This is a genomic window from Modestobacter sp. NPDC049651, assembly GCF_040659695.1.
Taxonomy (GTDB): Bacteria; Actinomycetota; Actinomycetes; order Mycobacteriales; family Geodermatophilaceae; genus Modestobacter.
The window spans coordinates 502,955-518,754 of sequence record NZ_JBFAOG010000001.1; the positions used below are offsets into that span (position 1 = coordinate 502,955).

Annotated in this window: 17 protein-coding genes; 10 read left to right on the plus strand and 7 right to left on the minus strand. The window is 75.7% G+C overall.

The genetic code is table 11. The features are described 5' to 3' along the window. The first annotated feature begins 3 nt into the window (after window positions 1-3). Window positions 4-1,227, plus strand: coding sequence for an amidohydrolase family protein (locus tag AB0J00_RS02565; RefSeq protein ID WP_357739692.1), 1,224 nt, complete (start codon window positions 4-6; stop codon window positions 1,225-1,227). Between the two features lie 7 nt (window positions 1,228-1,234). Here the strand turns inward: AB0J00_RS02565 and AB0J00_RS02570 are convergent, their stop codons facing one another. Further along, complete coding sequence (locus tag AB0J00_RS02570; RefSeq protein ID WP_357739695.1) at window positions 1,235-1,720, minus strand: helix-turn-helix domain-containing protein; 486 nt, start codon at window positions 1,718-1,720, stop codon at window positions 1,235-1,237. A gap of 52 nt (window positions 1,721-1,772) precedes the next feature. Between AB0J00_RS02570 and AB0J00_RS02575 the strand changes: the two genes are divergently transcribed. After that, entirely contained in the window at window positions 1,773-3,188 is a 1,416-nt protein-coding gene (locus tag AB0J00_RS02575) for an MFS transporter (protein ID WP_357739698.1), read from the plus strand. 264 nt (window positions 3,189-3,452) lie between these two features. Here the strand turns inward: AB0J00_RS02575 and AB0J00_RS02580 are convergent, their stop codons facing one another. Both AB0J00_RS02580 and AB0J00_RS02585 read right to left on the minus strand, forming a co-directional pair. Next, the gene (locus AB0J00_RS02580; protein WP_357739701.1) at window positions 3,453-4,820 is read right to left on the minus strand and encodes a hypothetical protein; all 1,368 of its coding nucleotides are present in this window, start codon (window positions 4,818-4,820) and stop codon (window positions 3,453-3,455) included. Then, on the minus strand, window positions 4,817-5,329 hold the full coding sequence (locus tag AB0J00_RS02585; protein WP_357739704.1) for a SigE family RNA polymerase sigma factor: 513 nt from the start codon (window positions 5,327-5,329) through the stop codon (window positions 4,817-4,819). The genes AB0J00_RS02580 and AB0J00_RS02585 overlap by 4 nt, the downstream gene beginning before the upstream one ends. Before the next feature lie 70 nt (window positions 5,330-5,399). Between AB0J00_RS02585 and AB0J00_RS02590 the strand changes: the two genes are divergently transcribed. Then, a complete protein-coding gene (locus AB0J00_RS02590) occupies window positions 5,400-5,594 on the plus strand; it encodes a hypothetical protein (RefSeq protein ID WP_357739707.1) in 195 nt (64 codons plus the stop codon). 82 nt (window positions 5,595-5,676) lie between these two features. Here the strand turns inward: AB0J00_RS02590 and AB0J00_RS02595 are convergent, their stop codons facing one another. Continuing rightward, window positions 5,677-6,369 carry a maleylpyruvate isomerase family mycothiol-dependent enzyme gene (locus tag AB0J00_RS02595; protein ID WP_357739710.1) on the minus strand — a complete coding sequence of 231 codons (693 nt, stop codon included), beginning with the start codon at window positions 6,367-6,369 and terminating at the stop codon, window positions 5,677-5,679. Window positions 6,370-6,523: 154 nt separating this feature from the next. Here AB0J00_RS02595 and AB0J00_RS02600 point away from each other — a divergent pair, with 154 nt between their 5' ends. Genes AB0J00_RS02600 through AB0J00_RS02610 form a run of 3 tightly spaced genes read left to right on the plus strand, consistent with a single transcriptional unit; the run spans window position 6,524 to window position 9,905 of the window. Continuing rightward, window positions 6,524-8,182 (plus strand): FAD-dependent oxidoreductase, encoded by a 1,659-nt coding sequence (locus tag AB0J00_RS02600; protein WP_357739713.1) that lies wholly within the window; start codon window positions 6,524-6,526, stop codon window positions 8,180-8,182. Further along, window positions 8,182-9,621, plus strand: coding sequence for an ATP-binding protein (locus tag AB0J00_RS02605; RefSeq protein WP_357739716.1), 1,440 nt, complete (start codon window positions 8,182-8,184; stop codon window positions 9,619-9,621). The genes AB0J00_RS02600 and AB0J00_RS02605 overlap by 1 nt, the downstream gene beginning before the upstream one ends. Continuing rightward, the gene (locus tag AB0J00_RS02610; protein WP_357739719.1) at window positions 9,618-9,905 is read left to right on the plus strand and encodes a UBP-type zinc finger domain-containing protein; all 288 of its coding nucleotides are present in this window, start codon (window positions 9,618-9,620) and stop codon (window positions 9,903-9,905) included. Before AB0J00_RS02605 ends, AB0J00_RS02610 begins: the two co-directional genes overlap by 4 nt. 18 nt (window positions 9,906-9,923) lie before the next feature. On the opposite strand, the gene AB0J00_RS02615 is transcribed toward AB0J00_RS02610, so the two are convergent. Together AB0J00_RS02615 and AB0J00_RS02620 are read right to left on the minus strand one after the other, a co-directional pair. Further along, the gene (locus tag AB0J00_RS02615; protein ID WP_357739722.1) at window positions 9,924-11,600 is read right to left on the minus strand and encodes a CocE/NonD family hydrolase; all 1,677 of its coding nucleotides are present in this window, start codon (window positions 11,598-11,600) and stop codon (window positions 9,924-9,926) included. Between the two features lie 46 nt (window positions 11,601-11,646). Further along, window positions 11,647-12,420, minus strand: a complete 774-nt coding sequence (locus AB0J00_RS02620) for an SDR family NAD(P)-dependent oxidoreductase (RefSeq protein ID WP_357739725.1) — start codon at window positions 12,418-12,420, stop codon at window positions 11,647-11,649. Between the two features lie 100 nt (window positions 12,421-12,520). Between AB0J00_RS02620 and AB0J00_RS02625 the strand changes: the two genes are divergently transcribed. Further along, the gene (locus AB0J00_RS02625; RefSeq protein ID WP_357739728.1) at window positions 12,521-12,901 is read left to right on the plus strand and encodes a PaaI family thioesterase; all 381 of its coding nucleotides are present in this window, start codon (window positions 12,521-12,523) and stop codon (window positions 12,899-12,901) included. A gap of 23 nt (window positions 12,902-12,924) precedes the next feature. Here the strand turns inward: AB0J00_RS02625 and AB0J00_RS02630 are convergent, their stop codons facing one another. After that, window positions 12,925-13,389 carry a hypothetical protein gene (locus AB0J00_RS02630; RefSeq protein WP_357739731.1) on the minus strand — a complete coding sequence of 155 codons (465 nt, stop codon included), beginning with the start codon at window positions 13,387-13,389 and terminating at the stop codon, window positions 12,925-12,927. A 224-nt stretch (window positions 13,390-13,613) separates the two neighbouring features. Between AB0J00_RS02630 and AB0J00_RS02635 the strand changes: the two genes are divergently transcribed. From AB0J00_RS02635 to AB0J00_RS02645, 3 genes are all read left to right on the plus strand, one after another. Further along, a complete protein-coding gene (locus AB0J00_RS02635) occupies window positions 13,614-14,411 on the plus strand; it encodes a TetR/AcrR family transcriptional regulator C-terminal domain-containing protein (protein ID WP_357739734.1) in 798 nt (265 codons plus the stop codon). 132 nt (window positions 14,412-14,543) lie between these two features. Beyond that, window positions 14,544-15,383, plus strand: a complete 840-nt coding sequence (locus AB0J00_RS02640; RefSeq protein ID WP_357739736.1) for a PRC and DUF2382 domain-containing protein — start codon at window positions 14,544-14,546, stop codon at window positions 15,381-15,383. Window positions 15,384-15,502: 119 nt separating this feature from the next. After that, window positions 15,503-15,742 carry a hypothetical protein gene (locus AB0J00_RS02645; RefSeq protein WP_357739739.1) on the plus strand — a complete coding sequence of 80 codons (240 nt, stop codon included), beginning with the start codon at window positions 15,503-15,505 and terminating at the stop codon, window positions 15,740-15,742. Window positions 15,743-15,800: the final 58 nt, after the last annotated feature.

Genomic DNA, 15,800 nt, shown 5'->3' on the forward strand with positions numbered 1-15,800 from the left:
CCCATGCGCATCCGCTCGGTGTCCGTCGTCGACGTCGCCCGCCGGGAGACCGTGCCCGGCCAGCAGGTCGAGTGGGACGGCGACCGCATCACCGCCGTGGGCCCGGACGACGGCGGCCCGCTGCAGGCCGGGGACGTCGACGGCACCGGGCTGTTCGCGCTGCCCGGGCTCATCGACTGCCACGTGCACGTCACCTCGCTGACCGCCGACGAGTGGGCCGACTCCGGGCACCGCGCCAGCTACGTCGCCGCGCACGCGGTGCGGGCGCTCGGGGAGATGGTGCGCCGCGGGTTCACCACCGCCCGGGACGCCGGCGGCGCGGACGCCGGGCTCACCCAGGCGCTGGACGAGGGCGTCGCCGTGGGCCCGCGGCTGCACACCTGCGGGAAGGCGCTGTCGCAGACCGCCGGGCACGCCGACCTCCGCCCGCGCGGGCGGGAGCTGTGGGACCCGCACCCCGACGTGCCCGGCATCGGCCGCATCGTCGACGGCGCCGACGACGTGCGCCGGGCGGTCCGCGAGCAGGCCCGGCGCGGGGCCACGTTCATCAAGCTGATGCTGTCCGGCGGGATCACCAGCCCGACCGACCGGATCGACGGCGTGCAGTTCTCCGACGCGGAGATCACCGCCGCGGTCGAGGAGGCCGACCGGCTGGGCCTGTACTGCGCCGGGCACGCCTACGCGGGCGCGGCGATCCGGCGGGCGGTCGACCTCGGCGTCCGGACCATCGAGCACGGCAACCTCGTCGGGCCCGAGGACGCCGAGCTGCTGGCCGCCGCCGGCACGTTCCTGGTGCCGACGCTGGCGGCCTACGCGGTGCTCGGCGAGCGCGGCGTCGAGCTCGGGCTGCCCGCCGACCGCGCGGACAAGCTGGCCGCCGTCGCCGACCGGGGCGCCGTGGCGCTGCGGGTGGCCGCCGGGGCCGGCGTGCGCATCGCGCTGGGCACCGACCTGCTCGGGCCGATGGCCGAGGAGCAGAACCGCGAGTTCGCGCTGCGCGCCGAGGTGCAGGACTCCTGGGACGTGCTCGCGTCGGCGACGCTGGTCGGCGCCGAGCTGCTGGGCGAGAGCGGGCGGCTGGGCGTGCTGGCGCCGGGCGCGGCGGCCGACGTGCTGCTGGCCCGCGCCGACCCGGGCCACGACGTCCGGGTGCTGGCCGACCCGGCGGCCTCGCTCGCGCTGGTGGTCAGCCGCGGGGACGTCGTCCTCTCCCGGCTGCCCGGCTGACCGGCGCTCACGGCACGCGGACGGAGACCTCCGCCAGCGGGACGTCGTGGCCGGCCGCGCAGCGGACCGCCACCTCGACCGGCTCGCCGCAGTCGGCGTGCTCCAGCACCACGGGCGGTCCGTCGGCCCCGGCCAGGTACCGGTCGCCCCAGCGCAGCAGCCCGACCAGGCTGGGGAACAGGTCGCGACCCATGGCGGTGAGCCGGTAGCGCTGCCGGGTGCGCTGGCCGGGCTCCCGGTAGGCCTCGCGCCGCAGCAGCCCCGCGTCGGTGAGCTCGCGCAGCCGGGTGGCGGCGACCGCGTCGGTGACGCCGACCCGGCGGGCGAAGTCGTCGAACCGCTGGGTCCCGTAGTAGGCCTCGCGCATGATCAGCATCGCCGATCGGGTGCCCACCACGCCCAGCGCACCGGCCAGCGAGCAGCGGTCCGCCGACCACGCCGCCCGATCGGCGAGCGGGCCCTCCAGCCGAACCGCGTCCCGTTCGTCGTCCACGGCACCAGGCTAGCTTGTGCCTCGCATAGCCAGCCGTCTACGGTGCCTGACCATGGCCCGCACTAGTCAGCCGCGAGCGGGGCTCGTCCTCGCCGTCCTGTCCCTCGCCGCGTTCATGGCCAGCCTCGACGTCTTCATCGTCAACGTGGCCTTCGACGCGATCGGGGCGGAGCTGCGCGGGCCGTCGCTGTCGCAGCTGTCGTGGGTGCTCAACGCCTACGCGATCGTGTACGCGGCGCTGCTCATCCCGGCCGGCCGCGTCGCCGACCGCTACGGCCGCAAGGGCGGGTTCCTGGTCGGGCTCGCGGTCTTCACCGCGGCGAGCGTCGCGTGCGCTGCCAGCAACGGCATCTGGGAGCTGGTCGGCGCCCGGGTCGTGCAGGCGGCCGGCGCCGCGCTGCTCACCCCGGCGAGCCTCGGGCTGGTGGTGGCCTCGGCGGCACCGGAGCACCGCGCGCGGTCGGTGCGCACCTGGGCGGCGTCCGGCGCCGTCGCCGCCGCGCTGGGCCCGGTGGTCGGCGGGCTGCTCGTGGAGGCCAGCTGGCGGTGGGTGTTCCTGGTCAACCTGCCGATCGGGCTGCTCGCGCTCGCCGCGGCCGCCCGCTGGGTGCCGGCGTCCCGGGACAGGTCGGTGCAGCGGCTGCCCGACGCCCTCGGGGCCGCGCTGCTGGCCGTGGGCGTCGGCGCGCTGGCCCTGGGGCTGGTCGAGGGCCCCGACTGGGGCTGGGCCGGCGGGCGGACGATCGTCGCCTGGCTGGTCGCGGTGCTGGCGGCGGCCGGGTTCGCCTGGAGCACCGCCCGGCACCCGGCGCCGGTGGTGGCGCCGGCGCTGCTGCGGGTGCGGGCGTTCGGCTGGGCGAACCTGACGTCGCTGCTGTTCGCCGCTGCCTTCGCGGCCTCGCTGCTGTCGCGGGTGCTGTGGCTGCAGCAGGTCTGGGACTGGTCGGCCGTCCGGTCAGGCCTGGCGATCACGCCGGGGCCGCTGATGGTGCCGCTGTTCTCGGTGGTGGCCCACCGGCTCGCCCGGCGGCTGCCGATCGGGGTCGTCGTGGCGGTCGGCTGCCTGCTCACCGCCGTCGGCGCGGTCGTCGTCTCGCTGTCGGTGGGCCCGGTGCCGCACTACGCCGCCGACTTCCTGCCCGGCTGGCTGATCGGCGGGGCGGGCGTGGGCCTGGCGCTGCCGTCGATCCTGTCCTCGGCCGCGGCCGACCTGCCGCCCGGCCAGGCCGCCACCGGCAGCGCGGTGGTCAACACGACCCGGCAGATCGGTACGGCGCTGGGGGTGAGCGTCTTCGTCGCGGTGCTGGGCACCCCGCACGGCTACGCGGAGGCGCACGCCGCGTTCCAGGCCGGGTGGTGGGTGCTCGCCGGGACGGCGGTCGCCGCCGCCGCGGCCGCGCTGGGGATGACCCCGCGGCGCGCACCCGCGCACGCACCGGTCGAGGACGCCGCCGCGGCCGCCGCCTGAGCCGCGTCGCCGTCCCTGCGCCGGCTGCGCGGTTGCGGTCGCCGGCACCCGCGCACACTCCGGTCCCGGCGAACCGAACTGCTCATCCGCCGCCGGCGGGTGGGGCCGGGTGGCCGGCCGGAGGCCGGTCGTGCGCGGGGTCACGGCGCACGACCGACCTCGGCCGCCGACCGGGCGGGTGCACCCGGCCGCGGCGGTCCCGGGCCTCGTCGGCCAGCTGCCGGGCGGCCAGCAGCACCGCCGACTCCGGCCACGGCGGAGGCATCACCCGCCGTCCACGGCGAGCGCGTCACCGGACCGCGCCACCGGCGCGGTCACCGGGTCCAGCCCGGGGCCGGACACGGTCACCGAGGTGACCGCGCCGTGGTCGTCGAGGACGCCGCTGCCCGCCAGCGGCTGCGGCTCCCCCGGTCCCGCGCCGGAGTCGACCCGCACCTGCGTCACCCGGGCCGGCGCGGAGACGACCAGCGAGCGGGTGACCAGGCCGTCGCCCACGGCGCACCGGCCGACCGCGACCAGGTCGTCCACCGGGGTGCCCGCCGGGTCGACCGTCGTGCCGCAGGGCCGGGCGGCGGTGAAGAACCGGCCCGCCTGGGTGCCGGTGCCGTCCGGCACCGCCCACGCCGTGCTGGTGAGCACCGCGCCGGAGGGCAGGGTCGCCGCCAGCACGACCGCCTGCGCCGTCACGCCGTCCCCGGAGGGCACCGGTCCGGTCCACAGCAGCCGCGGGTGCAGGTCGGCGACGGCCAGCCCGGTCCGGCCGGTCACGCTCTCCAGCGCCGTCGCGACGGCGGCCGCCGGTGCGGTGCCCTGGCCTCCGCGCAGCGGCGGCTGGGCGGCGACGGCCACGACGTCGGCGGCCGGGTCGCCGTCGGGCAGGTCCGCGGACACCGTCGGTCCGGCGGCCACGGGCACCCCGTCGCGCTCGACCCGGTACCGGACGGCGCCGGCGGCCGTGGGGAGGTCGACCCGGGCCACGCCGCGCGTCAGGGCCACCGGCGACCACTCGCGGGAGGCCGCGCCGTCGGCGTCGACCCGCACCGCCTTGGAGACCAGGAGCCGGTCGGCGGGCCGGGCCAGCACCACCAGGCTGCTGCCGTCGCCCGACAGGTGCGTGCCCTCGGCGACCCCGGACGCCGGCAGCGGCGCCGAGCTCGCGAACGCCAGCCCGCCCGGCACCGCCCCGGCCCGCCCGGTGAACCACGCCCCCTGCATCGCCCCGCCGACCCGGCCGGCGACCAGCACCCAGCGCTGGTCCCCGAGGTCACCGGCGAACACCACCCGGCGGGCGGCGGGCCGGGACGTGCCCGGCCAGTCGAGCGCCGCGACCTGCGCGAGGAAGGCGTGGTCCCCGGCGAGCGAGCCGCGGACCGGGGAGTCCCAGGGATCGCCGGCGTCCACGCCCTGGGCGGGCGGGGCGGAGCTGTCGGCGAACATCCCGCCGGCGACCGTCGGCACCAGCACCGCGAGGACGACCGCGCAGACGGTCGCCGCCGCGCCCAGCACCCGGTGCCGCCGCTCCACCCGCCGCCGGTCGATCACCGCGTCGGCGGCCGCCCAGTCGTCGTCCCAGCGGTCGGCGCGGGTGGCGGCGGACGCCAGCCGGTCGCGCAGCTCGGTCTCGGCGTTCATCGCCGTCCTGCCTCTCGCTCGGCGGGGGTGAGCAGCTCCCGGAGGCGGGCCATCGCCCGGGAGGACTGGGTCTTCACCGTGCCGACCGAGCAGCCCAGCAGCTCGGCGGTCTGCGCCTCGGAGCGGTCCTCGAGGTACCGCAGGACGACGACGGCGCGCATCCGCGGCGGCAGCTCGCGCAGCGCACGGACCATCTCCTCGTCGCGGTCCGGCACGGCGGCGGCCGCGACGTCCGGCAGCGTCTCGACGACCTGCTCGGTGCTCGACAGCCGGCGACGCCAGCTGGTGTGCTCGTTGACCAGCGCCCGGCGCACGTAGGCGGTCGGGTCGCCCTTCGCGGTGACCCGCGCCCAGTGCCGGTAGGTCTTCAGCAGCGCCGTCTGCACCAGGTCCTCGGCGTGGCCGTGGTCCCCGGCCAGCAGGTAGGCGGTGCGCAGCAGCGACTGCCGCTGCGCCACCACGAACCGGCGGAACCCGTCGTCGTCCAACCGCCCTCCCCTGCCGGTCACGGCCCGTCTCACCTCCTACACGCGGTGTGCACGCGCGGGGGTTGACACGCCGCCGGGCAGACTCGGGGGCGTGGACGACGAACCGGTGATCTGCTCGGCCAAGGGCTGCACGGCGCCCGCCCGGTGGCGGCTGGTCTGGAACAACCCGAAGGTGCACACGCCCGACCGGGAGAAGACCTGGACGGCCTGCGACGACCACCGCGAGCAGCTGTCGCACCACCTGGCGGTCCGCTCGTTCCTCCGCCGGGTGGACCCGCTGCCCTGACCCGGTGACCACCCCGGGCCCAGCGGTGCCCCACCGGTGGGAGGGGACGCTCAGCCCGGGGTGGTCACCCCGGCCGGACCGGTCAGCGCCAGGCGGCCAGCGAGGGCAGCGGCCCGTCGGACCGCAGCCCGGCGCCGTCGCCGCGCCCGGTCAGCCAGGCGGCGACGTCGGCCAGCGACCCGCTGACCGCGAGCCGGCCGGTCCCCCACTCCCGGTCGCCGGCGAACACGACGACGTCGGGCACCACGTCGCGCGCGTCCCACTGGGTGAAGACGTCGTCGACGACCGAGGCGAGCACCTCCGCGGGCACCTCGTCGAAGCCGACGCCGGCGTCCAGGTCGACCGAGTGCACCCACACCTCGCGGGCCCGCATCAGCGGCAGCTCGACCGCGGGGATCTCCTGGCCCTGCCGGTTGCGCACCGACGCCGACCACGCCGCGTCGGGGAGCTGCTCGACCGCGGCCACCAGCAGCCGGACCGAGTCCAGCAGCAGCGCGCGCAGCTCCGCCGGGGGCAGCGCGGCCCGCTCGGCGATCGCCTGGTCGCGGGCCTCGTCGGAGGCGTAGGGCGGCGTCTCGACCCCGGTCCGCGCCCAGGTCAGGAAGTTGACCTGGGCCTCGGCGTTGCCGGCCAGGTGGGCGAGCACGTGCGCCCGGGTCCAGCCCGGCAGCAGCGACGGCCCGGCGAACTCCTCGTCGGTGAGCCGGCCCAGCGCCGTCCCCAGGTGCTCCTCGCCGTGCCGCCACCAGTCGAGGTACTCCGTCGGCGCCGTCATCTGCTCTCCTCGCGTGGTCGTCGGTGGGCCCACCCTGCCAGGTGCGATCGCCCGGTGGCTTCCCGTCGGGCCGTGCAACGGGTTGGATGGACACCAGCCACCGGGGGCGACCCCTCCCGGGTGTCCACCCTCGCGGCCCGTATCCGGAGGTGCCGTGCCCGCTCGTCCCGTCCTGCTCACCGTCGACGACGACCCGGCCGTGAGCCGCGCCGTCGCCCGCGACCTGCGTCGCCGCTACGGCGACCGGTTCCGGGTCGTCCGGGCCGAGAGCGGCCCCGACGCCCTCGCCGCGCTGCGCGAGCTGACCGCTCGCGGTGAGACCACCGCCCTGCTCCTCGCCGACCACCGCATGCCCGGCATGACCGGGGTGGAGTTCCTGGAGCAGGCGATGGACCTCGCACCCACCGCCAAGCGGGTGCTGCTCACCGCCTACGCCGACACCGACGCCGCGATCCGCGCGATCAACGACGTCGACCTCGACCACTACCTGCTCAAGCCCTGGGACCCGCCGGAGGAGAAGCTCTACCCGGTCCTCGACGACCTGCTCGAGCAGTGGAAGCGCAGCGCCCGGCAGCCGTTCGACGGGCTCACCCTGCTCGGCCACCAGTGGTCGGCCGAGACCCAGGAGCTCAAGGAGTTCCTCGCCCGCAACCAGGTCCCCTACCGGCACCTGCAGGGTGAGGACGCCGCGGCGATCCGCACCGCCGCCGAGCTCACCGACGACGCCGCGCTGCCGGCCTGCGTCTTCCCCGACGGGGTCGTGCTCCGCCGGCCGACGCTGCGGGAGGTCGCCGAGAAGTGCGGCCTGTCGACGACGGCGGGCAGCCCGTTCTACGACGTCGTGGTGATCGGCGCCGGGCCCGCGGGCCTGGGCTCGGCGGTGTACGCCGGCAGCGAGGGGCTGCGCACCCTGCTGGTGGAGAAGACCGCCACCGGCGGGCAGGCCGGCACCAGCAGCCGGATCGAGAACTACCTCGGCTTCCCGCGCGGGGTCTCCGGCGCCGACCTGGCCCGGCGGGCCCGCGACCAGGCGGTGAAGTTCGGCGTGGAGATCGTCACGACCGCCGAGGTCACCGAGATCGCGCCGGCCGGCGACGGCCGCGTCGTCCGGTTCGCCGACGGCAGCGAGGTGACCACGCACGCCGTCGTCCTCGCGACCGGCGTGCAGTGGAGCCGGCTGCCGGCCCGCGGTGCCGAGGAGTTCAACGGCCGGGGGGTCTACTACGGCGCCGACCCGCACGAGGCGCTCAGCTGCCGCAAGCAGACGGTGCACGTCGTGGGCGCGGCGAACTCCGCCGGGCAGGCGGCGCTGCACTTCGCCAAGTACGCCGACAAGGTGGTCATGCTCTGCCGCGGGCCGGACATCCGCAGCGGCATGAGCGAGTACCTGGTCGCCCGGATCGAGGCGCACCCGTCGATCGAGGTGCGCACCTGCACCACCGTCGAGGCGGTCGAGGGCGACGGCCACCTGGAGCGGCTGGTGCTCTCGCACGCCACCGACGGCAGCGAGACCGTCGAGGCGAGCCGGCTGTTCGTGTTCATCGGCGCCCGGCCGATCACCGGGTGGCTCGGCGATGACTACGCCCGCGACGACCACGGCTTCCTGCGCACCGGACCGGCGCTGCTGGACGCCGACGGCCGGCCGCCGGCGGGCTGGCCGCTGTCGCGCGGCCCCTACCACCTGGAGTCCTCGGTGCCGGGCGTCTTCGTCGCCGGCGACGTCCGCTCGGAGTCGGTGAAGCGCGTCGCGTCGTCGGTCGGCGAGGGCGCGATGGCCGTCACCCTCGTGCACCGCTACCTGGAGGCGATCTGATGACCACCACGACCCCCCGCCCCACGGTGGACGAGCTGCGGTCGCTGTTCCTCTTCGAGCAGCTGGACGACGCGACGCTGCACTGGCTCACCGAGCGGGCCGAGGTGCGCGTCTACGACGCCGACGCCGTCGTGTTCGCCGGCGACGAGCCGGCCGAGGCGCTGTTCGTGCTCATGGACGGCGGCCTGGCGATGACCAAGCACGCCGGCGGCGAGGACGTGCTGATCAACGAGACGACGCACCGCGGCGCGTACGCCGGGGCGGTCCGGGCGTTCGCCACCGGCGCGCCGCAGGCCTACCAGACCAGCCTGCGCGCCACCCGGCCCAGCCGCTTCCTGCGGTTGCCCGCCGCGGACTTCGCCACCCTCGTGCACCAGCAGTGCCCGATGGCGGTGCACCTGCTGGACGGCATCTACGAGGGGGTGCGGGCCACCGAGTCGACGATGCGCCAGCGGGAGCACCTGGTGCAGCTCGGCGTGCTGTCGGCGAACCTGGCGCACGAGCTGAACAACCCGGCGGCCGCGGCGGTGCGGGCCACCGAGCAGCTGCGCAGCCGGATCTCCGGCATGCGCTCGAAGCTGCGGATCCTGGCCAAGGAGGGCATCTCCGCGGAGAAGGTGCACCAGCTGATCAGCATCCAGGAGCAGGCCGTCGAGCGGGCGGCCAAGCCGCGGCCGGACCTCACCGCGCTGGAGGAGAGCGACCTCGAGGACGAGATCAGCGACCGGCTCGAGGACCTCGGCGTCGCCCACGCGTACGAGCTGGCCCCGGTGTTCGCCGCCTCCGGCCTGGACGCCGGCTGGGTCGACGGGGTGGTCGCCGACGTCGACTCGGGCCTCAAGTGGGAGGCCGCGTTCGGCTGGCTCCGCTACACGCTGGAGACCGAGGCGTTGATGGACGAGATCGAGGAGGCCACCACCCGGGTCTCCTCGCTGGTCGGCGCGGTCAAGCAGTACTCGCACATGGACCAGGCCCAGCACCAGGACGTCGACGTCAAGCCGGGGCTGGAGAGCACCCTGGTGATGCTCGCCCGGAAGCTGTCGGGCATCGAGGTGCGCCGCGAGTACGCCGCCGCGCTGCCGAAGGTGCCCGGCTACCCCGCCGAGCTCAACCAGGTGTGGACCAACATCATCGACAACGCCGCCGACGCGATGAGCCCCGGCGGGGGCACGCTCACGCTGCGCACCCGGGCCGACGACGACGCGGTGTTCGTGGAGATCTCCGACGACGGCCCCGGCATCCCCGAGGAGCTGCGCGCCAACGTGTTCGAGCCGTTCGTGACCAGCAAGCCGGCGGGGGCCGGCAGCGGGCTGGGCCTGGAGAACGCCCGGCGGATCATCGAGCGCCGGCACGGCGGGTCGCTGAGCTTCACCACCGGCGAGCACGGGACGACGTTCTGCGCGCGGCTCCCCCGGCAGCCGGCCACCCGTCGCCGGTGACCGGCTGGACGGCGCAGGGCGGTGCGGTCTGCCCCCACGCGGCCGCGCTGCCCGCGCCGTCCGGGCCCGCCGACACCTGCCCGGACTGCCTGCGCGACGGCGGCCGGTGGGTGCACCTGCGGCGCTGCCTGACCTGCGGCGCCGTCGGCTGCTGCGACTCCTCGCCGGCGCGGCACGCCGCCGCGCACCGGCGGGCCACCGGGCACCCGGTGGTCGCCTCCGCGGAGCCGGGTGAGCGCTGGGCGTGGTGCGAGCCCGACCAGGCCCTGCTGCTCCCCGGCTGACCGTCGACCCGGGAGCGGTCAGCCCTCCCGCGGCGGCAGGACCGGCACCAGCAGGTGCGAGTCGAACCGCCCGCCGGTGTGCACCACCTGCCGCCCGTGGTTGACCGTCTCGGTGTGCCGGGCGTAGGTGAGCGGCTCGGGGTAGCGCATGACGTCGCTGCCCTGCACCACCAGCAGCAGCTTCTCCCCCGCCTCGAAGCGGGTGCCCGACGGCCACACCTCCACCTCGATCCGGGTGGGTCCCTCCGGCTCGAGCGGCAGCGCGCGGCGGTGGGCGTGGACCGGCAGGAACTCCGTCGTCCGGTCGGGGTCGAGCTCGCGGTGCGAGGCGCGCAGCCAGCCGACCGCGACCGGCCCGTCCTCGAACTGGCCGTAGTAGGCGAAGCCGACCTGCCGGCCCGCGGCGTCGAGCTTGAACAGCGCCACGAAGACGTCCATGTCGTCGGCCTCGTCGGCGGAGACGTGCAGCACGGCGGTGACGTGCCCGACCAGCTCCACCGGCTCGGGGAAGGTGATCTCGAACGTGGCCCGGCGCGGCGCCAGCCCGCTGCCCAGCCCGTCGTAGCCGGCCTCGCTCTCCGCGGCCACCGGCTCCCAGGTGAGCGCGGACGACGCGGCGTCCAGGTGCAGCCGCCGGTACTCGACGTCCTCCAGGGGCCACTCGCGGGCCTCCCGCCAGCTGCCCTCGTAGTAGCGGTCGCGCACCTCGGCCCGCACCCGCGGCCACTGCTGGACCCCGGTGTCCCGGTCGAGGAGGAAGTGGTCGAAGAACGCGCGCTGCCGCTCCACGTTCTCCGGCTCGTAGTAGTAGGCCCACTTCTTCCGGCCGTGCACGTCCAGCCACCGCTGCTCCGAGGCCATCCGCCGGAAGCCCTCCAGCGTGCCGCGGCTGTGCAGCCCCTGGTCGGCCCAGCTGGCCACGACGAACGCGGGCACCCGGATCGCCTCCAGGTCGGCCGCCTTGGACGCCCAGAACTCGTCGTACCAGGGGTGCGCGGCGGTCTCGGCCTCGAGGTCCTCGATCTCGGTGGTGCTGGCGCCCCAGCGCTCCCAGATGTAGGGCCAGAACGAGGTCTCCGGGATGCCGCCGTGCCGGGCCACCTCCCGGTAGCTGTCGTTCCAGCCCTCCCAGGGGTTGATCGCGGCGAGGTGCGGCGGGTCCAGCGCGGCGACGAACCACTGCAGGCTGGACAGGTAGGAGACGCCGGACAACCCGACCTTCCCCGCGCTCCACGGCTGCGTGCCCGCCCACTCGACCACGTCGGCGAAGGCCCGCGCCTCCTCGACCGAGTGGTAGGTGGCCCGGCCCTCGGAGTACCAGGTGCCGGGGATGTCGGCCAGCACGATGGCGTAGCCGTGCGGCACCCAGTACTCCGGGTCCGGGGCCTCGAAGGTGGTGAGGTCCGACGTCCACTCCGGCCGCACCCCGCTGCCCGGGTAGATCTGCCCGATCGGCGCGGGGTTGTGCTTCCCGTAGGGCGACCAGCTCACCAGCGGCGCCGCCGGGACGTCGGTGTCCGGGCGGTAGACGTCGACGTAGAGCACGTGCCCCTCGCTGCCGAACGGCATCGCGATGTCCTTCTCGATCACCATCCCGGGCCGGTTCTCGAACCGGTGCTCCGGCGGCCGGCCGGCCCGGGACTCCGGGGTGCTGCGGGGGGCGCGCCAGAGGTGCTCGTCGGGCTGGTCGGTCACAGGACTCCTTCGTCCGGTCGGGATGGTCGCGGGTCCGGTCGGGACGTCAGGCCTGCAGCCAGCCGCCGTCGACGACGATCGTCTGGCCGGTGACGAACCCGCTCTCCGGGGCGGCCAGCCACAGCATCGTGCTGACCAGGTCCGCCGGCGCCATGCCGCGCGCGATGAACCGGCTCGCCGCGGCCTGCTGCAGGTACTCGGGGCTGTTCATCTGCTTGGCGGCCTCGGTCTCGATCAGCCCGGGGGCGATGCAGTTGACGGTGATCCCGTCGGGGCCGAGCTCGCGGGCGGCCACCTTGGTGAGCGCCTCGACCGCGGCCTTGCTGGCCACGTAGTGCACGAAACCGGCGGTGCCGGCGTGCACGGTGCCCGAGGACATGCTGATGATCCGGCCGCCGCCGCGGGCCCGCATCGCCGGGACGACGGCCTTGACCGCCTGCCAGGTGCCGCGGGCGTTGACGGTGAGCACCCGGTCCCAGGACTCGTTGTCGATCTCGGTCATCGGCCGCTTGGCGCCGAGGTCCATGAAGATGCCGGCGTTGTTGACCAGCACGTCCACGCCCCCGGACCGGGCCGAGGCCGCCTCGACCAACGCGGCGAGGTCGTCGTCGGAGGTGATGTCGGCGGGCACGAAGGTGACCTGCCCGCCGCCGTCCGCGGTGACCTCCGCGGCGAACCGCTCGCCGAGCTCCGCCCGCTGCGGGACGTCCGAGGCGATCACGTCGGCGCCGGTGGCCGCGAAGGCGCGGACGAAGTCGCCGCCCATGCCGCCGGCGGCGCCGGTGACGATGACCGATCGGGGTGCCGTGCTGCTCGTCATGGCCGGAGCATCTCCCCGACCGGCCGGGCCCACCAGCCGGCCCCCACCGAGCGGAAGACCGCGGAGGTGTCCCCGCGCGGGCACGGGGTAGCCGCCGGGCATGCCCGCGACGCACCCGACCGGATTCGTGCAGCACCTCGGCCTGCCGGAGGTGGACGCCGACGACGGGACGGCGCGGCTGGTGTTCACCGCGACCGAGGAGCACCTCAACCCGGCCGGGACCCTGCACGGCGGGGTGCTGGCCACGCTCGTCGACACCGTGATGGGCGCGGCCGTGCGCAGCCGCACCGGCGACGACGACGTACCGGCCACCAGCCAGCTCACGGTGACCTACCTGCGTCCCGGGTCACCGGGTGACCTGCAGGTCACCGGGCGGGTGCGGAAGCAGGGCGAGCACCTGACCGTGTGCGACGCCGACGTCACCCAGGACGGCGCGGACCTGGTGCACGCCGTGGCCACCTTCGCCGTCCTACACGGCTAGGCCCCGGCGACGGGGGCCTCCCCTCAGGCGGGACGGGGACCGGCGAGCTCGCGGGCCGTGGCCACCGCCGCCTCGTCGAGGGCCTCGAGGTCACCGCCGCGGCGGGCGGCCGCCTGGGCGTCCAGCCAGGCGGTGTGCTGCTCCCAGGCAGCGCGCGGGCCGACGCCGAGCGCGGTGCCGATGCGCTCCCAGCCGGCGCCGCCGCGGAGCGCGGCGCGGATCCCGAGCTGGCGGCTGTCGTGGGCCTTGCGGGCGACCACCTCACCGAGCGCGAGCAACTCCAAGGCCTCGTCGGCGTCCAGCGACGTGTCGACGTTCTTGATGCGCTTCCAGTCGTCGTCATCGTCGTCGGTGGCCGGCGCGGGCAGCTCCATGGCCACGTTGTCACGGCGGCTCAGGAAGTCCAGCCGGGTGACCGCGGTGACGATGGAGAACTCGCGGGCGAGGAGCTCGGGCGTGATCTCCTCCACCTGAGGCGTGCTGGTCATGAGGAGGAGCATTTCCCGGACCCGGGCGTCCGTAACCTGGAGTGACGAGCGTCTCGGTTCCGTTGCCGCCGGTCGCGCCCCCCGGTGACCACCTCCGCACGGGTTGCGCCCACCCGCAGATCGACGCGTCGCACCCACCCCGGGCGGGGTAGGGCCTGTCCGAGGACGCGGTTCCGCTGCCGGCGGGCGCGCAGGCTGAGGGGGACCAGAGGAGGTCACCGCAGGTGGACAGGACGAGCGACGACCCGCACGACCCCGACCTGGTCGCGGTCACCGAGGGCGGCGGCACGGCGCTCGGGACGGCGCGGCCGTCCGGGCTGGGCCGGGAGCGGATCCTCCAGGCCGCGATCGACTTCATCGACGAGCACGGCCTGGCCGCGCTGACGATGCGCCGGCTGGGGTCCGCCCTCGGCGTCGAGGCGATGGCGCTGTACCGCTACGTGCCCGGGCGGGAGGACCTGCTCGACGGCGTGGTCGAGACCGTCGTCGACACCCTGTTCGAGGCCGACGACGGCGACGACATCTACATCGGTGACCACAGCGGGTGGCAGGACTACCTGATGCGCCTGGCGCACGGCGTCCGCCGGATCGCGCTGGCCCACCCGGCGGTCTTCCCGCTGGTGGCCAGCCGGCCGCCGGCCGCGCCGTGGGTGCGCCCGCCGCTGCGCAGCCTGCGGATCGTCGAGTCCTTCCTCGGCACCCTCACCGGCGACGGCTTCTCCGACCAGGCCGCGGTCGCCGCCTACCGCGCGTACTCGAGCTTCCTGCTCGGCCACCTGCTGCTGGAGGTCACCCAGATCGGCGCCCAGGTGAGCCTGCTCGACCAGCCCGAGGGCGACCCCGACGCGCAGGCGCGGACCGACCTCGACCAGTTCCCCGCGCTCGAGCGCACCGAGCCGCTGCTGGCGCAGGACAAGTCCGCGGCGGAGTTCGAGGAGGCGCTGGAGAACCTGCTCGACCGGCTGGACCGGGTGCGGCACGAGGCCCGGAACGGCGAGAACGGCGACGTGCTGGACCTGTGAGGACCCTGCGCCGACCTCCATTTCCCGGGGCGTTGTTTACGCCGTAAACGGCGGGCTACAGAGGCGTCCGGTGGACGACCGCGCCGTGCGGCCGCCGTGCACACCGACCGGACCACGCAAAGGGGAACGCGCATGATCACCGAGCGGGACATCAGCACGATCATCGGCAGCAACGCCGTGGACGCCGACGGCGACGAGCTGGGCAAGGTCGGCCAGGTCTACCTCGACGACCAGACCGGCAAGCCCGAGTGGGTGACCGTGAGCACCGGCCTGTTCGGCACCCAGGAGACCTTCGTCCCGCTGGCCGACGCCACCGTCGGCGAGGGCACCCTGCGCCTGCCGTACCAGAAGGCGAAGGTCAAGGACGCCCCGCGCGTCGACGCCGAGCAGGGCCACCTCAGCCCCGAGGAGGAGACCCAGCTCTACCGCTTCTACGGCGTCGGCACCGGCGGCAGCGCCGGCCGCACCGACACGACCGCCGGGTACACCGACACCACGACCGGCAGGGCCACCGACACCACCGCCGGCACCACGACCGGCCGCGACGCGAACCGGCACGGCACCGTCGGCCACGACACCTCCGGCCCGACCACCGACGACGCGATGACCCGCTCCGAGGAGCAGCTGCGGGTCGGCACCCAGCAGGTGGAGGCCGGCAAGGCCCGGCTGCGCAAGTACGTCGTCACCGAGGACGTGACCACCACCGTGCCGGTCTCCCACGAGGAGGTGCGGATCGAGCGCGAGCCGATCACCGACGCCAACGTCGGCGACGCCCTCGACGGCCCGGCCATCTCCGAGGAGGAGCACGAGGTCGTGCTGCACGCCGAGCGCCCCGTGGTGGCCAAGGAGGCCGTGCCGGTCGAGCGCGTGCGCCTGGACACCCAGACCGTCACCGGGACCGAGACGGTGAGCGACTCGGTGCGCAAGGAGCAGATCGAGGCCGACACGGACGGGATCGACCGCCGCCGCTGACCCGGCGGGCACACCGGCTCCACCGCGTCCTGGGACGGGTGGGGCCGGTGTGGCTTGCGGTTCGGTGACGACCCGCGTGTCAGGCGCCCGCCGGCGGCGTCCCGGCACATCTTGGCGCCATGGGCTACTCGTACCGCACGGCCCGGGCCGTGCTGATGGTGGGATCCCTGCACGACCCCGCCGGGCAGACCGCACGCGCGATCGGGCCGGCGCACGCCACCCTGGGGCTGAGCGGCACCCGGGGCCGCCGCGCGCTGTGCGGCGCCTACGTCCCCCGCGACGAGGAGGTGCCGTGGCCGCCGGAGGCGCAGCCGGCCGACGAGCTCTGCCCCGACTGCCGCCAGCTCGCCGCCCTCTGACCACCGCCGGGGACGGCGTCCATCCGGCCTCCGCGCACCCCAGCAGCCCCCTGCCGTC

Bases quoted from the DNA above. Each gene is read 5' to 3' on its own strand.
- AB0J00_RS02620 (WP_357739725.1), bottom strand. From the start codon at position 12,420: ATGACGAGCAGCACGGCACCCCGATCGGTCATCGTCACCGGCGCCGCC.
- AB0J00_RS02625 (WP_357739728.1), top strand. From the start codon at position 12,521: ATGCCCGCGACGCACCCGACCGGATTCGTGCAGCACCTCGGCCTGCCG.
- AB0J00_RS02630 (WP_357739731.1), bottom strand. From the start codon at position 13,389: ATGACCAGCACGCCTCAGGTGGAGGAGATCACGCCCGAGCTCCTCGCC.
- AB0J00_RS02645 (WP_357739739.1), top strand. From the start codon at position 15,503: ATGGGCTACTCGTACCGCACGGCCCGGGCCGTGCTGATGGTGGGATCC.
- AB0J00_RS02640 (WP_357739736.1), top strand. From the start codon at position 14,544: ATGATCACCGAGCGGGACATCAGCACGATCATCGGCAGCAACGCCGTG.
- AB0J00_RS02565 (WP_357739692.1), top strand. From the start codon at position 4: ATGCGCATCCGCTCGGTGTCCGTCGTCGACGTCGCCCGCCGGGAGACC.
- AB0J00_RS02580 (WP_357739701.1), bottom strand. From the start codon at position 4,820: ATGAACGCCGAGACCGAGCTGCGCGACCGGCTGGCGTCCGCCGCCACC.
- AB0J00_RS02605 (WP_357739716.1), top strand. From the start codon at position 8,182: ATGACCACCACGACCCCCCGCCCCACGGTGGACGAGCTGCGGTCGCTG.
- AB0J00_RS02575 (WP_357739698.1), top strand. From the start codon at position 1,773: ATGGCCCGCACTAGTCAGCCGCGAGCGGGGCTCGTCCTCGCCGTCCTG.
- AB0J00_RS02595 (WP_357739710.1), bottom strand. From the start codon at position 6,369: ATGACGGCGCCGACGGAGTACCTCGACTGGTGGCGGCACGGCGAGGAG.